Annotated in this window: 17 protein-coding genes; 2 read left to right on the forward strand and 15 right to left on the reverse strand. The window is 70.0% G+C overall.

The features are described from left to right. Positions 1 to 3: 3 nt before the first annotated feature. Complete coding sequence (locus LO763_RS14720; RefSeq protein WP_230603352.1) at positions 4 to 948, forward strand: glucose-6-phosphate dehydrogenase assembly protein OpcA; 945 nt, start codon at positions 4 to 6, stop codon at positions 946 to 948. After that, a complete protein-coding gene (gene pgl / locus LO763_RS14725) occupies positions 945 to 1682 on the forward strand; it encodes a 6-phosphogluconolactonase (RefSeq protein ID WP_230603354.1) in 738 nt (245 codons plus the stop codon). Before LO763_RS14720 ends, pgl begins: the two co-directional genes overlap by 4 nt. Before the next feature lie 112 nt (positions 1683 to 1794). On the opposite strand, the gene LO763_RS14730 is transcribed toward pgl, so the two are convergent. The 15 genes from LO763_RS14730 to LO763_RS14800 form a co-directional block, all read right to left on the reverse strand. Then, complete coding sequence (locus tag LO763_RS14730; protein WP_230603356.1) at positions 1795 to 2148, reverse strand: RNA polymerase-binding protein RbpA; 354 nt, start codon at positions 2146 to 2148, stop codon at positions 1795 to 1797. A gap of 256 nt (positions 2149 to 2404) precedes the next feature. Beyond that, complete coding sequence (locus LO763_RS14735) at positions 2405 to 3328, reverse strand: NADP-dependent oxidoreductase (RefSeq protein WP_230603357.1); 924 nt, start codon at positions 3326 to 3328, stop codon at positions 2405 to 2407. 45 nt (positions 3329 to 3373) lie between these two features. Continuing rightward, positions 3374 to 3637, reverse strand: a complete 264-nt coding sequence (locus LO763_RS14740) for a DUF397 domain-containing protein (protein WP_230603359.1) — start codon at positions 3635 to 3637, stop codon at positions 3374 to 3376. Then, complete coding sequence (locus tag LO763_RS14745; protein ID WP_230603360.1) at positions 3603 to 4463, reverse strand: Scr1 family TA system antitoxin-like transcriptional regulator; 861 nt, start codon at positions 4461 to 4463, stop codon at positions 3603 to 3605. Before LO763_RS14745 ends, LO763_RS14740 begins: the two co-directional genes overlap by 35 nt. Before the next feature lie 202 nt (positions 4464 to 4665). Continuing rightward, a complete protein-coding gene (gene secG, locus LO763_RS14750) occupies positions 4666 to 4911 on the reverse strand; it encodes a preprotein translocase subunit SecG (RefSeq protein ID WP_230603362.1) in 246 nt (81 codons plus the stop codon). A gap of 226 nt (positions 4912 to 5137) precedes the next feature. Beyond that, a complete protein-coding gene (tpiA, locus tag LO763_RS14755) occupies positions 5138 to 5923 on the reverse strand; it encodes a triose-phosphate isomerase (RefSeq protein ID WP_230603364.1) in 786 nt (261 codons plus the stop codon). Further along, positions 5923 to 7119 carry a phosphoglycerate kinase gene (locus tag LO763_RS14760; RefSeq protein ID WP_230603366.1) on the reverse strand — a complete coding sequence of 399 codons (1197 nt, stop codon included), beginning with the start codon at positions 7117 to 7119 and terminating at the stop codon, positions 5923 to 5925. Before LO763_RS14760 ends, tpiA begins: the two co-directional genes overlap by 1 nt. A gap of 7 nt (positions 7120 to 7126) precedes the next feature. Then, positions 7127 to 8122 carry a type I glyceraldehyde-3-phosphate dehydrogenase gene (gene gap, locus LO763_RS14765; protein WP_230603369.1) on the reverse strand — a complete coding sequence of 332 codons (996 nt, stop codon included), beginning with the start codon at positions 8120 to 8122 and terminating at the stop codon, positions 7127 to 7129. A 283-nt stretch (positions 8123 to 8405) separates the two neighbouring features. Beyond that, positions 8406 to 9392, reverse strand: a complete 987-nt coding sequence (gene whiA, locus LO763_RS14770) for a DNA-binding protein WhiA (RefSeq protein WP_230603371.1) — start codon at positions 9390 to 9392, stop codon at positions 8406 to 8408. A 3-nt stretch (positions 9393 to 9395) separates the two neighbouring features. Further along, positions 9396 to 10313: a gluconeogenesis factor YvcK family protein gene (locus LO763_RS14775; protein WP_230603373.1), complete on the reverse strand. Its 918-nt coding sequence runs from the start codon at positions 10311 to 10313 to the stop codon at positions 9396 to 9398. A gap of 220 nt (positions 10314 to 10533) precedes the next feature. Beyond that, positions 10534 to 11433, reverse strand: a complete 900-nt coding sequence (gene rapZ / locus LO763_RS14780; protein WP_439650294.1) for an RNase adapter RapZ — start codon at positions 11431 to 11433, stop codon at positions 10534 to 10536. Positions 11434 to 11526: 93 nt separating this feature from the next. Beyond that, on the reverse strand, positions 11527 to 13410 hold the full coding sequence (uvrC, locus tag LO763_RS14785) for an excinuclease ABC subunit UvrC (RefSeq protein WP_230603377.1): 1884 nt from the start codon (positions 13408 to 13410) through the stop codon (positions 11527 to 11529). Positions 13411 to 13463: 53 nt separating this feature from the next. Further along, positions 13464 to 14444 (reverse strand): hypothetical protein, encoded by a 981-nt coding sequence (locus tag LO763_RS14790; RefSeq protein WP_230603379.1) that lies wholly within the window; start codon positions 14442 to 14444, stop codon positions 13464 to 13466. 89 nt (positions 14445 to 14533) lie between these two features. Next, positions 14534 to 15466: a serine protein kinase RIO gene (locus tag LO763_RS14795; protein ID WP_230603381.1), complete on the reverse strand. Its 933-nt coding sequence runs from the start codon at positions 15464 to 15466 to the stop codon at positions 14534 to 14536. 214 nt (positions 15467 to 15680) lie between these two features. After that, complete coding sequence (locus LO763_RS14800; protein WP_230603383.1) at positions 15681 to 16418, reverse strand: ABC transporter permease; 738 nt, start codon at positions 16416 to 16418, stop codon at positions 15681 to 15683. Between the last annotated feature and the right edge of the window lie 38 nt (positions 16419 to 16456).

The following is a 16456-nucleotide window of genomic DNA, read 5'->3' on the forward strand; positions in this document are numbered from 1 at the left end:
GACGTGCATCTGAAGGACACCACCACCGGCGACATCATGAAGTCGCTCTCGTCGATACTGCACGAGGTCGGCGGCACCTCGGGCCTGGCGCTCAACCTGGTCGCGCTGACCACCGAGGACGAGCGCGAGGAGGTCGAGCAGGCCGCCTCGTTCGCCGCGCAGGAGCACCCGTACCGGTTGATCCTGGCGATCCCGCGCGACCTGGACGCGGCCGAGCCGCGCATCGACGCCGAGGTCACCGTGGGCGAGCGGCTCGGCGCGGCCGAGGCGATCATCCTGCGCCTCGACGGCCCGGCCGCCGCGCACCTGACCTCGATCGTGCTGCCGATGCTCGCGTCGGACGTGCCCGTGGTCACCTGGTGGCTGCTGGACCCGGTCCGCTACGGCCTGGAGCAGGAGCTGCGGTCCTTCGCCGACCGCCGCATCACCTACTCGGCCCGCGCGGCCGACCCGGTCCAGTCGCTGCACCGGCGCGCCGAGTCCTACGCGCCGGGCGACACCGACATCTGCTGGACCCGGATCAGCCTGTGGCGCTCGCTCATCGCCAGCGCCTTCGACGGCGTGACCCAGGCGGTCGAGTCGATCACGATCAAGGCGGACGACGACGACCCGTCGGCGCAGCTCATGGCCGCGTGGCTCTGCACGCACCTGGGCGTGACCCCGGAGGTCGCGGACACCGAGGTCGAGCGCAACTCCGAGCACCTGCCCGCGATCGCCTCCGTGGCGTTCACGATGGCCGGGGGCGAGACCATGGAGGTCGAGCGGCAGGCCGACGGCACCACGGTGCTGCGCCAGGCGGGGCTGCCGAAGCGCCGCCAGACGCTCCAGGGCCGGACCCTGGGCCAGCTGCTGGCCGAGGAGCTGCGGCACCTCGACCCGGACACCGCCTACCGGCGGGTGCTCCAGACCTTCCATGAGCAGCACTCGGACGAGCGGGTGGGCGCGTGAGCGGGGCCGTGATCGTCCACGGGGACGCCGAGGTGCTGGCCGAGGCGGTCGCGTCGCGGCTGATCAACCGGCTCGCGGACGCGCAGGCGCATCGGGGCTCGGCCTCGGTCGTGCTCACCGGCGGGCGGATCGCGGCGCAGGTGTACCGGAACGTCCTGGGCTCGCCGATCCGCACGGTCGTGGACTGGTCGAAGGTCGAGTTCTGGTGGGGCGACGAGCGGTTCCTGCCGTCGGGCGACCCGGAGCGGAACGAGACACAGGCCCGGGAGGCGTTCCTGGACCACCTGCCGGTGGACCCGGCGCGGGTGCACCCGATGGCCGCGGCGGACGCCGTGGGCACGCCCGAGGAGGCCGCCGCGCGGTACCGCGAGGAGCTCGCGAAGGCCGCGGGCGGCGAGGGCGTCCCGGCGTTCGACCTGCTGCTGCTGGGGATCGGCGAGGACGGGCACGTCGCGTCGCTGTTCCCGGGGAACGCCGCGCTGGAGGCCGAGGGCTCGGCGGTGGGGGTGCGCGACTCCCCCAAGCCGCCGCCCGAGCGGGTCTCGCTGACGATGTCGGCGATCAACACCGCGGCGGCGGCGTGGATCATCGCCTCGGGCGAGGGCAAGGCCGAGGCGGTCGACGAGGCCCTGTCGAAGCGGGAGCTTCCGGCCGGGCGCGTCGAGGCGCAGGGCCACACGCGGTGGCTCGTGGACAGGGCGGCCGCGTCGCGGCTGAAGCACCTGGAGTTCTGAGAGACGCGACGGGGCCCGGAGCGCCGATCCGATTTCCCATGGATCGGCGCTCCGGGCCCTCGGTGTGTTCGGGTGCGGCGGACGCCCAACCTCGCGTGCCGCCGCGGTGTCGTCAGAAGAGGGAGCGTTCGCCGCGCGCCGCGGCGCGGGCGGCGAGGGCTTCGGCGAGGAGGTCTTCGGCCTCCTCCTCGCTGCGGCGCTCGCGGACGTAGTTCAGATGGGTCTTGTACGGCTTGACCGAGCGGCGCTCGGGGGGGTTGTCCTGGTCGGGGCCGGCGGGCCAGCCGCAGCAGGTGCAGTCCCACTCCTGCGGGACGTCGACGTAGAGCGCGAAGGACCTGACGGTCTCGTGTCCGTTGGCGCACCAGTACTTGACGTGCTGCCGGGGCACCGGTTCGCCGCGTTCCGGGTGACGGCCAGATGCGGCGCCGATTCGCGTGCCGCGGATGGCTTGTCCGTTGGACATATGTGTGATCGCTCCTCACAGACGGGGGATCTGGTGTGGATGTCGGCCGGACGCGCCACGGCACGGGGGTCTGCGGGAGGAAGACCGCGCGGCTCCCCGAGCGTCGCCGTGGAGTCACCGGCCGGAGCGGCTGGGGCACCGCCCTCTGCAATTCTATGACGTAACGCACACAGTGTAAAGACCGTCACGAATTGGTTCGATCCATCGAAACAGTGCCGGGCCCGCGGGCCCGGCACTGTCCATATGCGATGCGACGCTAGGAGATCCGCAGGACGAGCTTGCCGCGGGTGCGGCCGGTCTGACTGGCGCGCCAGGCGTCGGCGGCCTTGTCGAGCGGGTAGGTCTCCGCTATCGGGACGGTCAGCCGCCTCGCCTCGGTGAGGCCGCCGAGGGTCTGGAGGTCCTCGGTGGTGACGTTCATGAGGAAGTGGTGGGCGCCCTGCTCCTTCACCGAGGGGTCGACGATCGACACGACCCGGTCCGGGGCGGCCCCCGCCGCGATGGAGACCGCGACGGCGTCGCCGCCGGCGGCGTCGAGGGCCGCGTCGGGCCCGTCCGGGACGAGCCGCCTGAGGCGCTCCAGGAGCCCGTCGCCGTACTCGACGGGCTCGGCGCCGAAGGCCCTGAGGTAGTCGTGGTTGCGCGCGCTGGCGGTGCCGATGACGCGGGCGCCGCGGGCCTTCGCGATCTGCACGGCCATGGTCCCGACGCCGCCCGAGGCGGCGTGGACCAGCACGGTGTCGCCCTCCTGGACGCCGACCATGTCGAGGGCCTGGAGCGCGGTGACGCCGACGAGCGGGAGCGCCCCGGCGGAGTCCCAGTCGAGCGAGGCGGGCTTGCGGGCGATCATCCAGGGCTCGGCGGTGGTGTACTCGGCGTAGGTCCCCCATTTGGCGACCGGGCGCCGCACATAGCCGAAGACCTCGTCGCCGACCTGGTAATCGGTCACGTCGGAGCCGACCTCGGTGATGACCCCGGCGGCGTCCCAGCCGGGGATGAGCGGCAGTTCCGCGGGGAACACCTCCGCCGCCGCCCCCGACCCGATCTTCCAGTCGACGGGGTTGACGGAGGTGGCCCGCTGCCGGATGAGCACTTCGCCGGGCCCGCGAGGGGGCATGGGAGTGTCGGTGACCTCGAGTTCCTCGGCCCCGCCGTACCGGGGCAGCACTACAGCCTTCATACCGCCGATCCCATCACGGATCGGCGGCCCCGACCGAGCTTCGGCCTACTTCGCGACGGCGGAGAGGAAGCCTCGCCAGTCGGCCGGGGAGGCGTCGAGGATCGGGGAGTCCTCACCGAGCTTGGTGTCCCGGACCTGGACCACGTGAGGGAGACTCCGCGCTTCAACGCACTGCTGGTTCGTGTTGTTGCCGCTACGGCTGGACTTGCGCCACTCGCTGGCCAGGCCCGGGGCGATGCGCGCTTCCAGGCAGTTCTGGTTCGTGTTGTTCCCGCTACGGCTCGATTTGCGCCATTCCTCGGTCAGCATTCGCATACGCTCCTAGCTCTACGCACCGCTGGAGGGTGCTCTTGTACAGCCTACGGAACCGGTCAAGCGTGCTGCGGTCCTCCACCCACTCTCCCGCCGCCCCATACGATTCCAGGAACCCGATCTCACGTTCCACCGGTTGGTCGAAACCCATCAGCACGAATGGCCCGAACATCGCCCGATGGAGCCCCGCAGACATCGGCAGCACATAAATGCCGATACCGTAACGCTCGATGAGGTCGAGCATGTGGTCGATTTGCGCCTCATAGAAGTCGCAGTGAGCGATGCGGAGTAGGGCCGCCTCATTGAGCACCACCCGCATTTCTGGAACCTTGGAACCGAAGATCGCGGCCTGGCGTTCGAGCTTGAACCGCAAGACCTTCTCCACGAACTCGCGGTCCGCCGAGGGTTCGAGCGAAGCAAAGGCCTTGATGTACTCGATGCACTGAAGCAGCCCAGCGATCAGGCTTTCCTCGTAGATGTCGATGCGCTCGGCCCCCGCCTCGATGAGGGTGAACGGCGTATGCGCCAGCCCGGCTTCAGGGTCGGCCGAAAGGTGGAAACCTGAGGCGCTGGTGTCATGGGTCTGGACCGCAAGGTCGAACAGGTGCCGCGCCATCCCTGTGGAAGCGCCGAGGCTGATCGCCACACCTCTGACCTTCTGCGGGTCGTACACCACCGTGTCCCCCTCCAGCCAGCGGGTGAGGGTCGAGTGATTCATGAAGAGGAAGCGTGCAGCCTCTCTGATGGAGCTGAATCCCTTGCGCTCGTAGAGCTTGTTAAACACGGCGGAAATCACCCAGGAGTCGTATCGCTGCTGTGTCATGGGCTGATGATGGCATGAAGGACCATCGCACACCTCCACCAAAATCGCCAGGACCAGCACTTTCTTCCGAATACTTTTGAGCCTCGGAATGAGCCGGAGGTTTGAGACAGCCTGATGCGACACCCGATGGCGACCCGCGGCAGCAAAAAAGCGGGGCCCGGCGGGCAAAGCTCGCCGGGCCCCGCCGGAAGTCTTGAGGCGTCTAGACCATCGCTCGCAGGAGGAGGCCGAAGGCCACGATGGCGGCGAACCAGACGACGGCAACGCCGATCGTGATCCGCGTCAGGTTCTTCTCCGCGACGGACGACCCCGAGGCGACGGAGGACATGCCGCCGCCGAACATGCTCGAGAGGCCGCCGCCCTTGCCCTTGTGCAGCAGCACCATGAGGATCAGGACCGCGCTGGAGAGCAGCAGGATGATCAGCAGGGCGTAACTCAGAACCGTCATCATCGGTGATCGGGTGTCCTCTCAGCAAATCTGCCCGTTATGGGGCGCGGGCCACGTCGAGTCTAGCGGTCTGGCTTATCCAACGGCTTATCGGGTGGCTCACCGCTAAGCCGTAGAACCCGGCATTCCGGAAACGCAAGGAGCCGCCGTACGTCGTTGTACGGCGGCCCTGTCTGCGGCCTGCAGCCCTCTCGTACGACTGCGGGCGAAACTTGCTGTGCCTTGATCAGGCTCCGTGGTGCTCCGGGAAGCGCACGATCTTGGCGAACTCCTCGGCGTCCAGGCTCGCGCCGCCGACCAGGGCGCCGTCGATGTCCGGCTTGCCCATGATCTGCGAGACGTTCGAGGACTTCACCGAACCGCCGTAGAGGATGCGGACCCGCTCGGCCACCGCGCCGAACTTCTCGGCGAGCGCCGCGCGCAGGGCCCCGATGACCTCCTGGGCGTCGTCGGGCGTGGCCGTGCGGCCCGTCCCGATCGCCCAGACCGGCTCGTAGGCCACGACGACCTTCTCGAGCTCCTCCTCGTTGAGGCCGTCGACGGCGGCGATCAGCTGGCTGACCGTGTGCGGGACGTGGTCGCCCGCCTCGCGGACGTCCAGCGCCTCGCCGACGCACAGGATCGGGCTGATGCCGTTGTTGAGCGCCTGGCGGACCTTCGCGGCCACCAGTTCGTCGCCCTCTTCGTGGTACTGCCGGCGCTCCGAGTGGCCCACGGCCACGTAGGAGCAGCCGAGCTTGGCCAGCATCGAGCCGGCGATCTCGCCGGTGTAGGCGCCGGACGGGTGCGCCGACAGGTCCTGGGCGCCGAAGCCGATGGTCAGCTTGTCGCCGTCGACCAGCGTCTGCACGCTGCGGATGTCGACGAACGGCGGCAGGACGACGGTCTCGACCGCCTCGAGCTGCTCGCGGGTGAGGCTGAAGGCCAGCTTCTGCACCAGCGCGATCGCCTCGAGGTGGTTGAGGTTCATCTTCCAGTTGCCGGCGATGAGCGGCTTGCGGGTCTCAGTCATTACTTCTCCAGTGCGTCCAGGCCGGGCAGGGTCTTGCCCTCGAGGTACTCGAGGCTCGCCCCTCCGCCGGTCGAGATGTGGCCGAAGCCGTCCTCGGGCAGGCCGAGGGTGCGGACCGCGGCGGCCGAGTCGCCGCCGCCGACCACGCTGAACGCCTCGGAGTCCACCAGCGCCTGCGCGACGGTCTTCGTCCCGGCGGCGTAGTCGGGGAACTCGAACACGCCCATCGGGCCGTTCCAGAACACGGTCTTGGCCGCGGCGATGCGGTCGGCGAAGAGCTTCGCGGACTCGGGCCCGATGTCCAGGCCCATGCGCTCGGCCGGGATGGCGTCGACGGCCACCGTCAGCGGCTCGGCGTCGGCGGCGAACTCGGCGGCGGTGGTCGTGTCGACCGGCAGCAGCAGTTCGACGCCGAGCTTCTCGGCGCGCTCGAGGTAGGACTTGCAGACCTCGATCTGGTCCTTCTCCAGCAGCGACGAGCCGACCTCGTGGCCCTTGGCCGCGAGGAAGGTGAACATCATGCCGCCGCCGACGATGAGCGTGTCGACCTTGTCGAGCAGGTTGTCGATGACCGCGAGCTTGTCGGAGACCTTCGCGCCGCCGAGGATGACCACGTACGGCTGCTCGGGCTTGCCGGTGAGCTTCGAGAGGACCTCGACCTCTTTGGCGATGAGCCAGCCCGCGTAGTGCGGGAGGACCTTCGCGACGTCGTACACGGAGGCGTGCTTGCGGTGGACCGCGCCGAAGGCGTCGTCCACGTACACGTCGCCGAACGCCGCGAGCTGGCCCGCGAACTCGGCCCGCTCGGTCTCGTCCTTGCTGGTCTCGCCCTTGTTGAAGCGCAGGTTCTCCAGCAGGAGCACGTCGCCGTCGCCCTGGGCGACGGCCTTCTGCTCCGCGTCGGAGCCGACGGTGTCGTGGGCGAAGGCGACCTCGCGGCCGAGGACCTCGCCGAGGCGCTGGGCCACGGGGGCCAGCGAGAAGGCGGGGTCGGGCTCGCCCTTGGGGCGGCCCAGGTGCGAGCAGACCACGACGCGGGCGCCGGCCTCGGCCAGCGCCTTCACCGTGGGCGCGACGGCGCGGATGCGGCCGTCGTCGGTGATGTTCTTCCCGTCCAGAGGCACGTTGAGGTCGGCGCGTACGAGTACGCGCCGACCGTTGACGCCCTCCTGCAGGAGTTCGTCGAGCGTCTTCATCAGACTCTTAGCCGACCAGTTCGACGAGGCTGACGAGGCGGTTCGAGAAGCCCCACTCGTTGTCGTACCAGCCGAAGACCTTGACCTGGTTGCCGATGACCTTGGTGAGCAGGCCGTCGATGATGCACGAGTGCGGGTCGGTCTCGATGTCCTTGGAGACGATCGGGTCCTCGGTGTAGGACATGATGCCCTTGAGCGGGCCCTCGGCGGCGGCCTTGAGCGCGGCGTTGACCTCTTCGGCGGTGACCTCGCGGGAGGCCTCGAAGGTGAGGTCGGTGATCGAGCCGGTCGCGATCGGGACGCGCAGCGAGTAGCCGTCGAGCTTGCCGTTGAGCTCGGGCAGCACCACGCCGACGGCCTTGGCGGCGCCGGTGGTGGTGGGGACCACGTTCAGGCCGGCGGCGCGGGCGCGGCGCGGGTCCTTGTGCGGGCCGTCCTGCAGGTTCTGGTCCTGCGTGTAGGCGTGGATGGTGGTCATGAGGCCCTTTTCGATGCCGACGGCCTCGTTCAGGACCTTGGCCATCGGGGCCAGGCAGTTGGTGGTGCAGGACGCGTTCGAGATGATGTGGTGCTTCTCGGCGTCGTACTTGTCGTTGTTCACGCCCATGACCACGGTGAGGTCCTCGTTCTTCGCCGGGGCGGAGATGATGACCTTCTTGACGGTCTCGCCGAGGTGCGCGGCGGCCTTGGTGCCGTCGGTGAAGAAGCCGGTGGACTCGATCACGACGTCGGCGCCGACCTCGGCCCACGGGATGCTGCCGGGGTCGCGCTCGCTGAAGGCCTTGATGGTCTTGCCGTTGACGGTGATCTCGTCGGCGCCGACCTTGACCTCGTAGGGGAGGCGGCCCAGGATCGAGTCGTACTTGAGCAGGTTAGCGATGGTCTCGGTGTCGCCCAAGTCGTTGAAGGCGACGATTTCGATATCGGCGCCGGAGGCGAGAACCGCCCGGAAGAAGTTGCGGCCAATGCGGCCGAAGCCGTTGACGCCAACGCGGATGGTCACGTGCCCATCTCCTCGCTAGAACAGGATCGGATATCTGGATGAGACCGGAGGCGGTCTCGCACGCGATCCGTTCAGCCGAAGAGCGACGGTGGAACAGATCGCTGTTCGGCCTCGTCGCCGAGCACTCCTTGACCCTAACCGCTCCGGTTCTCGAACCTGTCGCGGCTGGCTCCCCCCGATCATGTCACACCCGGAACACGGGTGTGACATCGCGGTTAAGCCTAACCCTTCGGGACTCGGCTTTCGCGCGCACCGCGCCCGGGGCCGAATTCGCGCGGGCGGCTCAGGCGACGAGCGCCTCTTCTTCGGCGACAACGTCGTCGGGGCCGGGGACGCCGTTCTCCTGGGCGCGCTTGGTGGCCATGTTGATGAGGCGGCGGATGCGCCCGGCGATGGCGTCCTTGGTGAGCGGCGGGTCGGCGAGGGTGCCGAGCTCCTCGAGGGAGGCCTGGCGGTGGTCGAGGCGCAGGCGCCCGGCGGAGGCGAGGTGCTCGGGGACGTCGTCGCCGAGGACCTCGAGGGCGCGGGTGACCTTCGCGGCGGCGGCCACGGCGGCGCGCGCGGAGCGGCGCAGGTTGGCGTCGTCGAAGTTGGCGAGGCGGTTGGCGGTGGCGCGGACCTCGCGGCGCACGCGCCTCTCTTCCCAGGTCAGGACCGAGGAGTGGGCGCCGAGGCGGGTGAGGAGCTCGCCGATGGCGTCGCCGTCGCGGATGACGACGCGGTCGACGCCGCGCACGTCGCGGGACTTGGCGGCGATGCCGAGGCGGCGGGCGGCGCCGACGAGGGCGAGCGCGGACTCGGGGCCGGGGCAGGTGACCTCGAGGGAGGAGGAGCGGCCGGGCTCGGTGAGCGAGCCGCGGGCGAGGAAGGCCCCGCGCCAGGCGGCCTCGGCGCAGCACGGGTAGGCGCCGACGACGTGGTTGGGCAGGCCCCGGACAGGGTAGCCGCGCTGGTCGGTGAGGCCGATCTGCTTGGAGAAGGCCTGGCCGTCGGCCATGACGCGCAGGAGGTAGTGGTTGTTGCGGCGCAGGCCGGCGGCGACGAGGACGTGGGTCTCGGACTCGTAGTTGTAGAGGTCGTTGATCATGCGCTTGGCGCGGCGCGCGACGTTGCCGGCGTCGACCTCGGCCTCGACCACGACGTTGCCCTGGCCGACGAGGTGGAGGCCCCCGGCGAAGCGGAAGAGCGCGCCCAGCTCGGCGCGCTGGCAGCAGGACTTCGTCACTTCGATACGGCTGAGCTCGTCCTTGACCTCCGAGGTCATCGCCATTCGTTAACCACCATCTTCGACCAGCAGGTTTCCCAATACGGCAGCGAGCGCGGTGACGTCGTGCGTCACGCCGTCGGCGGCGAGGTCCGCCGCCACGAGCTCGGCCTCCAACGATTGTGCCGCACTGTTCAACGATTCGGGATCGGCGAGGGTTCGGGCGTCGCCCGACACGACGTAGTGAAACCGGACACCTTCGGCGTAACGGCGCAGGGTGTCCACGTGCCCGGCGAGGGTGAGCCCGTCGGTCTCCTTCTCCTCGGAGAGGTTGAGCACGACGAGGCGGCGGGCCCGGGCGGCGCCGACGGCCTCGCGCAGGTCGGGCAGGAGCAGGTGCGGGATGACGCTGGTGTACCAGGAGCCGGGCCCGAAGACGTGCCAGTCGGCGTCGGCGACGGCGGCGAGGGTCTCGGGGCAGGCGTAGGCGTCGGCGGGGAGGAGGCGGACGTCCGTGACGGCGCCGTCGGCGACGGCGACGTCGTGCTGGCCGACGATGGTGCGGGTGCCGGGGCCCTCGGCGAGGTCGGCCTCGATGTCGAGCGGGGTGCAGGACATGGGGAGGATGCGGGCGCGGGAGCCGAGGAGGCGCCCGGCGACGTCGAGGGCCTCGACGGGGTTGGCGTGGCGCTCCAGGAGGGCGGTGAGGACGACGTTGCCGACGGGGTGGCCGGTGAGGAAGTCGTCGCCCGCGAAGCGGTGCGAGAAGAGCTGGGCCGCCTCGATCCGGTCGGGGTCGGCGGTGGCGACGAGGGCTTTGCGGAGGTCGCCGGGCGGCAGGACGGGGCGGGTGGCGCGGATGTCCCCGGAGGAGCCGCCGTCGTCGGCGACGGTGACCACGGCCGTCAGTTCGATGTCGAGCCGGGAGAGGGCGAGCAGCGAGGCGGAGAGTCCCCGCCCGCCGCCGAACGCGACGACTTTGAGCATCAGCGGTTACCTCGGAATCAGGGTGCGGGAGGTTCGGGGCGGCGGCCGGGATCGATGATCACGCGGCGTTCGAGGGGGTCGGGGCGCTCCCCCGGCGCACCCGGCCAGGCCGGCCCCCTGCCGGCGCTGCCCGCGGGCCCCGGTCCGGCCCGGCGGGGCCGGGGCGGACCGGCGGGGCCCGAGCGGTCGGTGGGCCCGGGGTGGCGCGGCGCGGGGGCCGTCACTCGTTCCCCCGGTCGCGGTGGTGGGTGTTCGCGGGGAACCCGGCGGCGTTGAGTCGCTTGGCGAGCTCCTCGGCGATGGCGACGGAGCGGTGCTTGCCGCCGGTGCAGCCGATGGCGATCGTCATGTATCGCTTGCCCTCCCGTTCGAACCCTTGCGTGGTGCCGAGCAGCAGGGTGGCGTAGGCCTCGACGAAGTCCTCGGCGCCGTCCTGGCCGAGGACGTACTCGGCGACCTCGCGGTCGGTGCCGGTGTGCTCGCGCAGGGCGGGGACCCAGTACGGGTTGGGAAGGAATCGTACGTCAGCGACATAGTCGGCATCGCGCGGGATGCCGTATTTGAACCCGAATGACATGCAGGTGAACTGGAGTCCGGGCGACGAGGGCGCGAGGAAGGCCTCCTCGACGCGGGCCCGCAGCTGGTTCTCGTTGAGGTGCGTGGTGTCGAAGAGGGTGTCGGCCGAGCCGCGCGCCGGCTCGAGCAGGACGCGCTCGGCGGCGATGCCGTCGGCGAGCAGGCCGTCCCCTTGGAGCGGGTGGGCGCGGCGGACCTTCTCGAAGCGGCGGATGATCACGTCGTCGTCGGCGTCGACGAACACCAGGTGCGGTTTGAAGCCGCCCTTGCGCAGGTCCTCCAGGACGCCCACGAGGTCGGTCATGAACGCGCGCGAGCGCACGTCGAGGACCATCGCGGTGCGCCGGACCTCCTCGCCGCCGGCCGCGGCCAGCTCGGCGGCCTGGCCGACGAGGGACTCGGGGAGGTTGTCGATGACGTAGTAGCCGACGTTCTCGAGGGCGCGCGCCACCGTCGAGCGCCCACCCCCGGAGATGCCCGTGACGATCACGAGGTCCAATTCTTTGCGGTCGCCCGAATCCGCGTGCACAGCTGCCACACCCATAAGTCCAGTATCCCCGAAATCGTTCCTGCCGCCGTGGTGACACGGCCTCGGCGTACGCGCCGAACTGACCATCGTATAGGTACCAGCCGCGTCTCAAGCGCCGTTGTCATCGGGATTACGCAGATGTGTCCGCAAGGCCTCGGCGAGCTTCGGTCCGATCCCGGGCACCGCTTCCAATTCGGACAGTTCGGCTTCGCGGATGCGCTTGACCGAGCCGAACTGCTTGATGAGCGCCTTGCGCTTGGAGTCGCCGAGGCCGGGCACGCCGTCGAGGGCGGAGGCCGACATCTTCTTGCGGCGGCGGGTGCGGTGCAGGGAGATCGCGAAGCGGTGGGCCTCGTCGCGGACGCGCTGCATGAGGTACAGGGCCTCGGAGGTGCGCGAGAGGATCACCGGGTACTCCTCGCCGGGGAGCCAGATCTCCTCGAGGCGCTTGGCGAGGCCGGCGAGGTTGATCGTGTCGATCCCGAGCTCGGCGAAGACCGCATCGGCGGCGGCGACCTGCGGCTGGCCGCCGTCGACGACGAGGAGCTGCGGCGGGTAGTGGAAGCCGCGCTTGGGCTCCTCGTCCTCCTCCGCGGGCGATCCGGCGGGCTGGTCGGCGAGTTTGGAGAGGCGGCGGCGCAGGGTCTCCTGGAGCGAGGCGAGGTCGTCCTTGCGCTCGCCGCGGATGACGAAGCGGCGGTACTCGCTCTTGCGGGGCAGGCCGTCCTCGAAGACGACCATGGAGGCGACCACGTCCTCGCCCTGGGACTGCGAGACGTCGTAGCACTCGATGCGCAGCGGCGCCTCGGGCAGGTCGAGGGCGTCGGCGAGCTCCTCGAGGGCCTTGGAGCGGGCGGTGAGGTCGCCGGCGCGCTTGAGCTTGTGCCGCTGGAGGTTCTCCAGGGCGTTCTTCTCGACGGTCTCGGCGAGGGCGCGCTTGTCGCCGCGGCGCGGGACGCGCAGGTCGACCTTGGCGCCGCGGCGCTCCGAGAGCAGCTCGGCGAGGGCCTCGGCGTCGCCGGGCAGGGCCGGGACGAGGACCTCGCGGGGCACGACCTCGTTCTGCTCGCCGTAGAACTGGAGGCAGAAGCGCTCCACGATCCCGGCGAGGTCGACCGGTTCCGCCTTGTCGATGACCCAGCCGCGCTGGCCGCGGATGCGGCCGCCGCGGACGTGGAAGACCTGCACGGCGGCCTCGAGCTCGTCGTCGGCGACGGCCATGACGTCGCAGTCGACGTCCTCGGCGAGGACGACGACCTGCTGCTCGAGGACCTTGTCGAGGGCGCCGAGGTCGTCCCTCAGGCGCGCGGCCCGCTCGAACTCGAGGGCCTCGGAGGCCTCCTGCATCTCGGCGATGAGGCGCCGGCGGACCGGGGCGGTGTCGCCGGACATGAAGGCGCAGAAGCCGTTGACGAGCTCGCGGTACTCCTCGGCGGAGATGCGACCGACGCACGGGGCCGAGCACTTGCCGATGTCGGCGAGCAGGTTCGGGCGGCCGATCCGGTTGCAGCGCTTGAACTCCGTGTCGGAGCAGGTGCGGATCGGGAAGACGCGGGTGAGCAGGTCGAGGGTCTGGCGGATGGCCCAGGCGGAGCCGAAGGGCCCGAAGTAGCGCACGCCCTTGCGGCGGTTGCCGCGCATGACCTGGGCGCGGGGGAACTCCTCCCCCACGGTGACCGCGAGCCAGGGGTAGGACTTGTCGTCCTTGAACATGACGTTGAAGCGCGGGTCGTACTCCTTGATCCAGGTCCACTCCAGCTGGAGGGCCTCGACCTCGGTGGCGACGACGGTCCACTCGACACTGCGGGCGGTATTGACCATGCGGCGCGTGCGCTCGTGGAGGCGGGACTCGTCCGCGAAGTACGAGTTGAGGCGGTTGCGGAGGTTCTTGGCCTTGCCGACGTAGATCACGCGCCGGTCGCGGTCCCTGAACCGGTAGACGCCCGGTTCGGTCGGAATGGTGCCGGGAGCGGGACGGTAATCAACAGCCACAGCACAAGGCTATATCCCGCCCCCGACACTGCCAGGGGGCCGGTGCTCGACGGTCAGTCCTCCTGGAACAGCTCCTTGCAGCTGCGGACGCGCCCGACCCTGGCGGTCCATGCCTCGAGCAGGTCGAGATTCTCGCAGAATTCGATGCGCGCGCGGTTCTTGGCCGAGACCGGGATCTCGAGGCCTTCCAGAACGGTCAGCAGCATACGCCGCCCCTGCACGAGGCGGCCCTCCTCACGGCCCTCCTCGCGGCCTTCTTCACGGCCTTCCTCGACGCCGTCCTGGTGCACTCGGGAGTAGTAGGCGTTGTGCCAGGGCTTCCGTTCGGTGTCCATGGTCTCCTCCATGATTTCGGCGAAGTCGTCGCTGACCAGGCGGGCCAGGTAGTGGGCGTAGTCGGCGGCGAGTTCCCGGTCGATGGTATCGAGCTTCGCGAGGACGGCCGAGACCGTCGCCTGCGGGTCGCGCGCCATGTCCTGATCGCCGCGGACCAGCAGCGTCGCGACCGACAGCTGCACGCTCTGGTCCGCGGCCCTTGGATCGGTGACGGGCAACAGGTCCTCGGCGCCGACGGCGATCGGAGTGACCACGCTGCGCGCTCCCATCCAGATGCCCTTCCTGTACCGGCGCGCGAGCGCGTCGGTCTTGCAGACGATGACGAGCTCGACCTGCTTCTCATGGATTTGGAAGGCCTTGGCGACGTATCCGGGCAGGCGGAACATCTTCTCGTCCGACCAGCCGCTCTGGACCTCGCCGACCACGATGAGGCCGTCGGATCCGGCGAACCCGATCTCGACGGTCCGGTCGGTGCGGCGGTCGTTGTGGATCGGGGCGCCGAGCGATTCGGCCCGGGTCCAGGCTCCGGAGGGGGCGGCCTCGTCACCGTTCCCCGCCATCGGCGCCTCATGCACCTGATGCCACCTGTCCGTGCAGATCGGCATGGACTTCGCCTCGCCGATCTCCAGCAGCTCCCAGGAGAGCGCGGGGTTGTCGGCGATCAGCGCCGCCAGGGTCTCATGCCAGTCTCCGGGCACGGGGGCTCCGTTCTCGCGGTCGGTTCGATACGACTGGAGAACGAATGAGCGGGGAACCCGACACGCCCGTGTCGGGTTCCCGACAACCGCTACGGCTTGGCCGCGATCGCCTTCAGCTCCAGCTGGAGGTCGTCGACCTCCTGGCGGTCGATACCGCGCGCGGTGAACCACGAGCCGAGGTTCTCCACGTCGCGGGCCAGGAAGTCGTGGCCGAGCGGGTTGGCGTAGATGTCGACGATCTGCGGCAGGTCGAGCACGACGAGGCGACCCTCGTGCACGACGGTGTTGTACGGCGAGAGGTCGCCGTGGGCGAAGCCCTGCTCGGTCATCAGGCGCAGCGCCTCGCAGGCCTGCTCCCACAGGCTCTCGAGCTCGGGCTCGTCGGGGCGGGTCTCGGCGAGCCGGGGCGCGGCGGTGCGGCCGTGCCCGATGAACTCCATGACGACCTCGGTGCCGAGGACCTGCACGGGGTAGGGCACGGGGGCGCCGACCACGTACAGGCGCTTGAGCGCGTCGAACTCGGCGGCGGCCCAGCGCCCCGCGGCCTGCTCGAGGCCGAAGGTGGTGCGCTTGGCCATGGCGCGGACGTCGCGCGAGCGCTTGGCGCCGCGCCCGGCCGTGTAGTCGCCGGCCCGGTTGAACTGGGTGTGCTCGGCGCTGCGGTAGCGCTTCGACGCGAGGACCACGGCCCGGTCGGTGTCGGGGACGGCGCGTTCGATGAGGAACACGTCGGCCTCCTTGCCGGTCTTGAGGACGCCGAGCTCGTAGTCGACGGCGCCGTGGTCGGTGATGACCCAGTCCGGCAGGGGCTCGGGGCCGCGCTGGAGCGGCTCGGAGTCCCACCAGATCGTCCAGCGGTCGCCGGCGGGCGGGCCGTCGTCGTTCGGGGCGTCGTCGAACTCGGTGCGCATCTCCTCGAACCGGGCCTGCTCCTCGGCGGAGAAGACCTCGTCGTCGTCGAAGTCGCGTCGGCGGCGCTTGGTGGATTGGAAGGAATCAGAGAATTCGGACTTGCGTGCCAAGGTGGCGGGCTCCTGTGGAGTAGACCCGCGGTACGCGTCAGAGCGCGTCGGCGGGAGGTGAACTGGGTTTCGAGGCAAGGGCGAGCACAACGACATCCATCAGTCACACCTCCTATCCGCAAGAGTCCCGGGCGCACTGCTCCGGGCAACGCGGTGACTCTAACGGAGCCTCCGGCGCGGGCGCAAGTCTTTTTTCGCTGTGGTCTCAGGCACGTCAGTGGCCTGCGGAATCGTAGGAGCGCAGGCCGAGGCGGAGGACGAGGGCGCTGAGGCCGACCAGGGCGGCGGCCGCGATCGGCGGCAGGACGGCCCAGGCGAGCGGGACGCGGCCGGTGAGGATCTGCGCGGGGATGAAGTTGACGAACGCGAAGGGCAGGCCGACGGTGAACGCGGCGCGGATCGCGGCCGGGTAGATGCTCATGGGGTAGCGGCCGACGGAGTGCTGGAGCTGCACGGCGGCGTAGGCGAAGGAGCCGTAGCGGCCCTTGAGCCAGAAGCCGAGGCCGTTGAGGATCGTCAGGTAGGAGGCCTGGATCGCGACGGCGCTGGCGAACAGGGGAACGGCCACGGCGAGGGTGACCGGGTCGAAGCCGATGCCGGCGCCGATCCAGCCGTAGGCGGCCATGGCGAGCCCGGCGGTGAGGTTCCCGAAGGCCTGCATGCCGATGGCGCTGGAGCCGATCTGGACGGACACGGGCGCGGGCCGGGTGATGCGGTAGTCGAGGTCGCCTTCGACGACCATGCGGCCGATGGTCCAGACGCCGTCCCAGCCGCCTTCGACGAGGGCCATGACGACGCTGATGAAGCCGGAGAGGACGAGCATCTCGTGGTAGGACCATCCGGCCACGGTGTCGATCCGGGTGAACAGGACGGCGAGGAAGCCGAAGTTCATGGCCTGGAGCATGAGTCCGGAGACGGCCATGATCCAGAAGTCCCCCGGGTACTCCATCATGGACTGGAGGTGGGCCTTCAGGAGCGGCAGTAGACGGC

Source organism: Glycomyces amatae (assembly GCF_020991375.1).
GTDB classification, from domain to species: Bacteria; Actinomycetota; Actinomycetes; order Mycobacteriales; family Micromonosporaceae; genus Glycomyces; species Glycomyces amatae.

Bases quoted from the DNA above. Each gene is read 5' to 3' on its own strand.
- LO763_RS14740 (WP_230603359.1), bottom strand. From the start codon at position 3,637: ATGCTGACCGAGGAATGGCGCAAATCGAGCCGTAGCGGGAACAACACG.
- tpiA (WP_230603364.1), bottom strand. From the start codon at position 5,923: ATGACTGAGACCCGCAAGCCGCTCATCGCCGGCAACTGGAAGATGAAC.
- LO763_RS14735 (WP_230603357.1), bottom strand. From the start codon at position 3,328: ATGAAGGCTGTAGTGCTGCCCCGGTACGGCGGGGCCGAGGAACTCGAG.
- LO763_RS14730 (WP_230603356.1), bottom strand. From the start codon at position 2,148: ATGTCCAACGGACAAGCCATCCGCGGCACGCGAATCGGCGCCGCATCT.
- LO763_RS14800 (WP_230603383.1), bottom strand. From the start codon at position 16,418: ATGATGGAGTACCCGGGGGACTTCTGGATCATGGCCGTCTCCGGACTC.
- rapZ (WP_439650294.1), bottom strand. From the start codon at position 11,433: ATGGGTGTGGCAGCTGTGCACGCGGATTCGGGCGACCGCAAAGAATTG.
- LO763_RS14745 (WP_230603360.1), bottom strand. From the start codon at position 4,463: ATGACACAGCAGCGATACGACTCCTGGGTGATTTCCGCCGTGTTTAAC.
- LO763_RS14775 (WP_230603373.1), bottom strand. From the start codon at position 10,313: ATGCTCAAAGTCGTCGCGTTCGGCGGCGGGCGGGGACTCTCCGCCTCG.
- whiA (WP_230603371.1), bottom strand. From the start codon at position 9,392: ATGGCGATGACCTCGGAGGTCAAGGACGAGCTCAGCCGTATCGAAGTG.
- LO763_RS14760 (WP_230603366.1), bottom strand. From the start codon at position 7,119: ATGAAGACGCTCGACGAACTCCTGCAGGAGGGCGTCAACGGTCGGCGC.
- secG (WP_230603362.1), bottom strand. From the start codon at position 4,911: ATGACGGTTCTGAGTTACGCCCTGCTGATCATCCTGCTGCTCTCCAGC.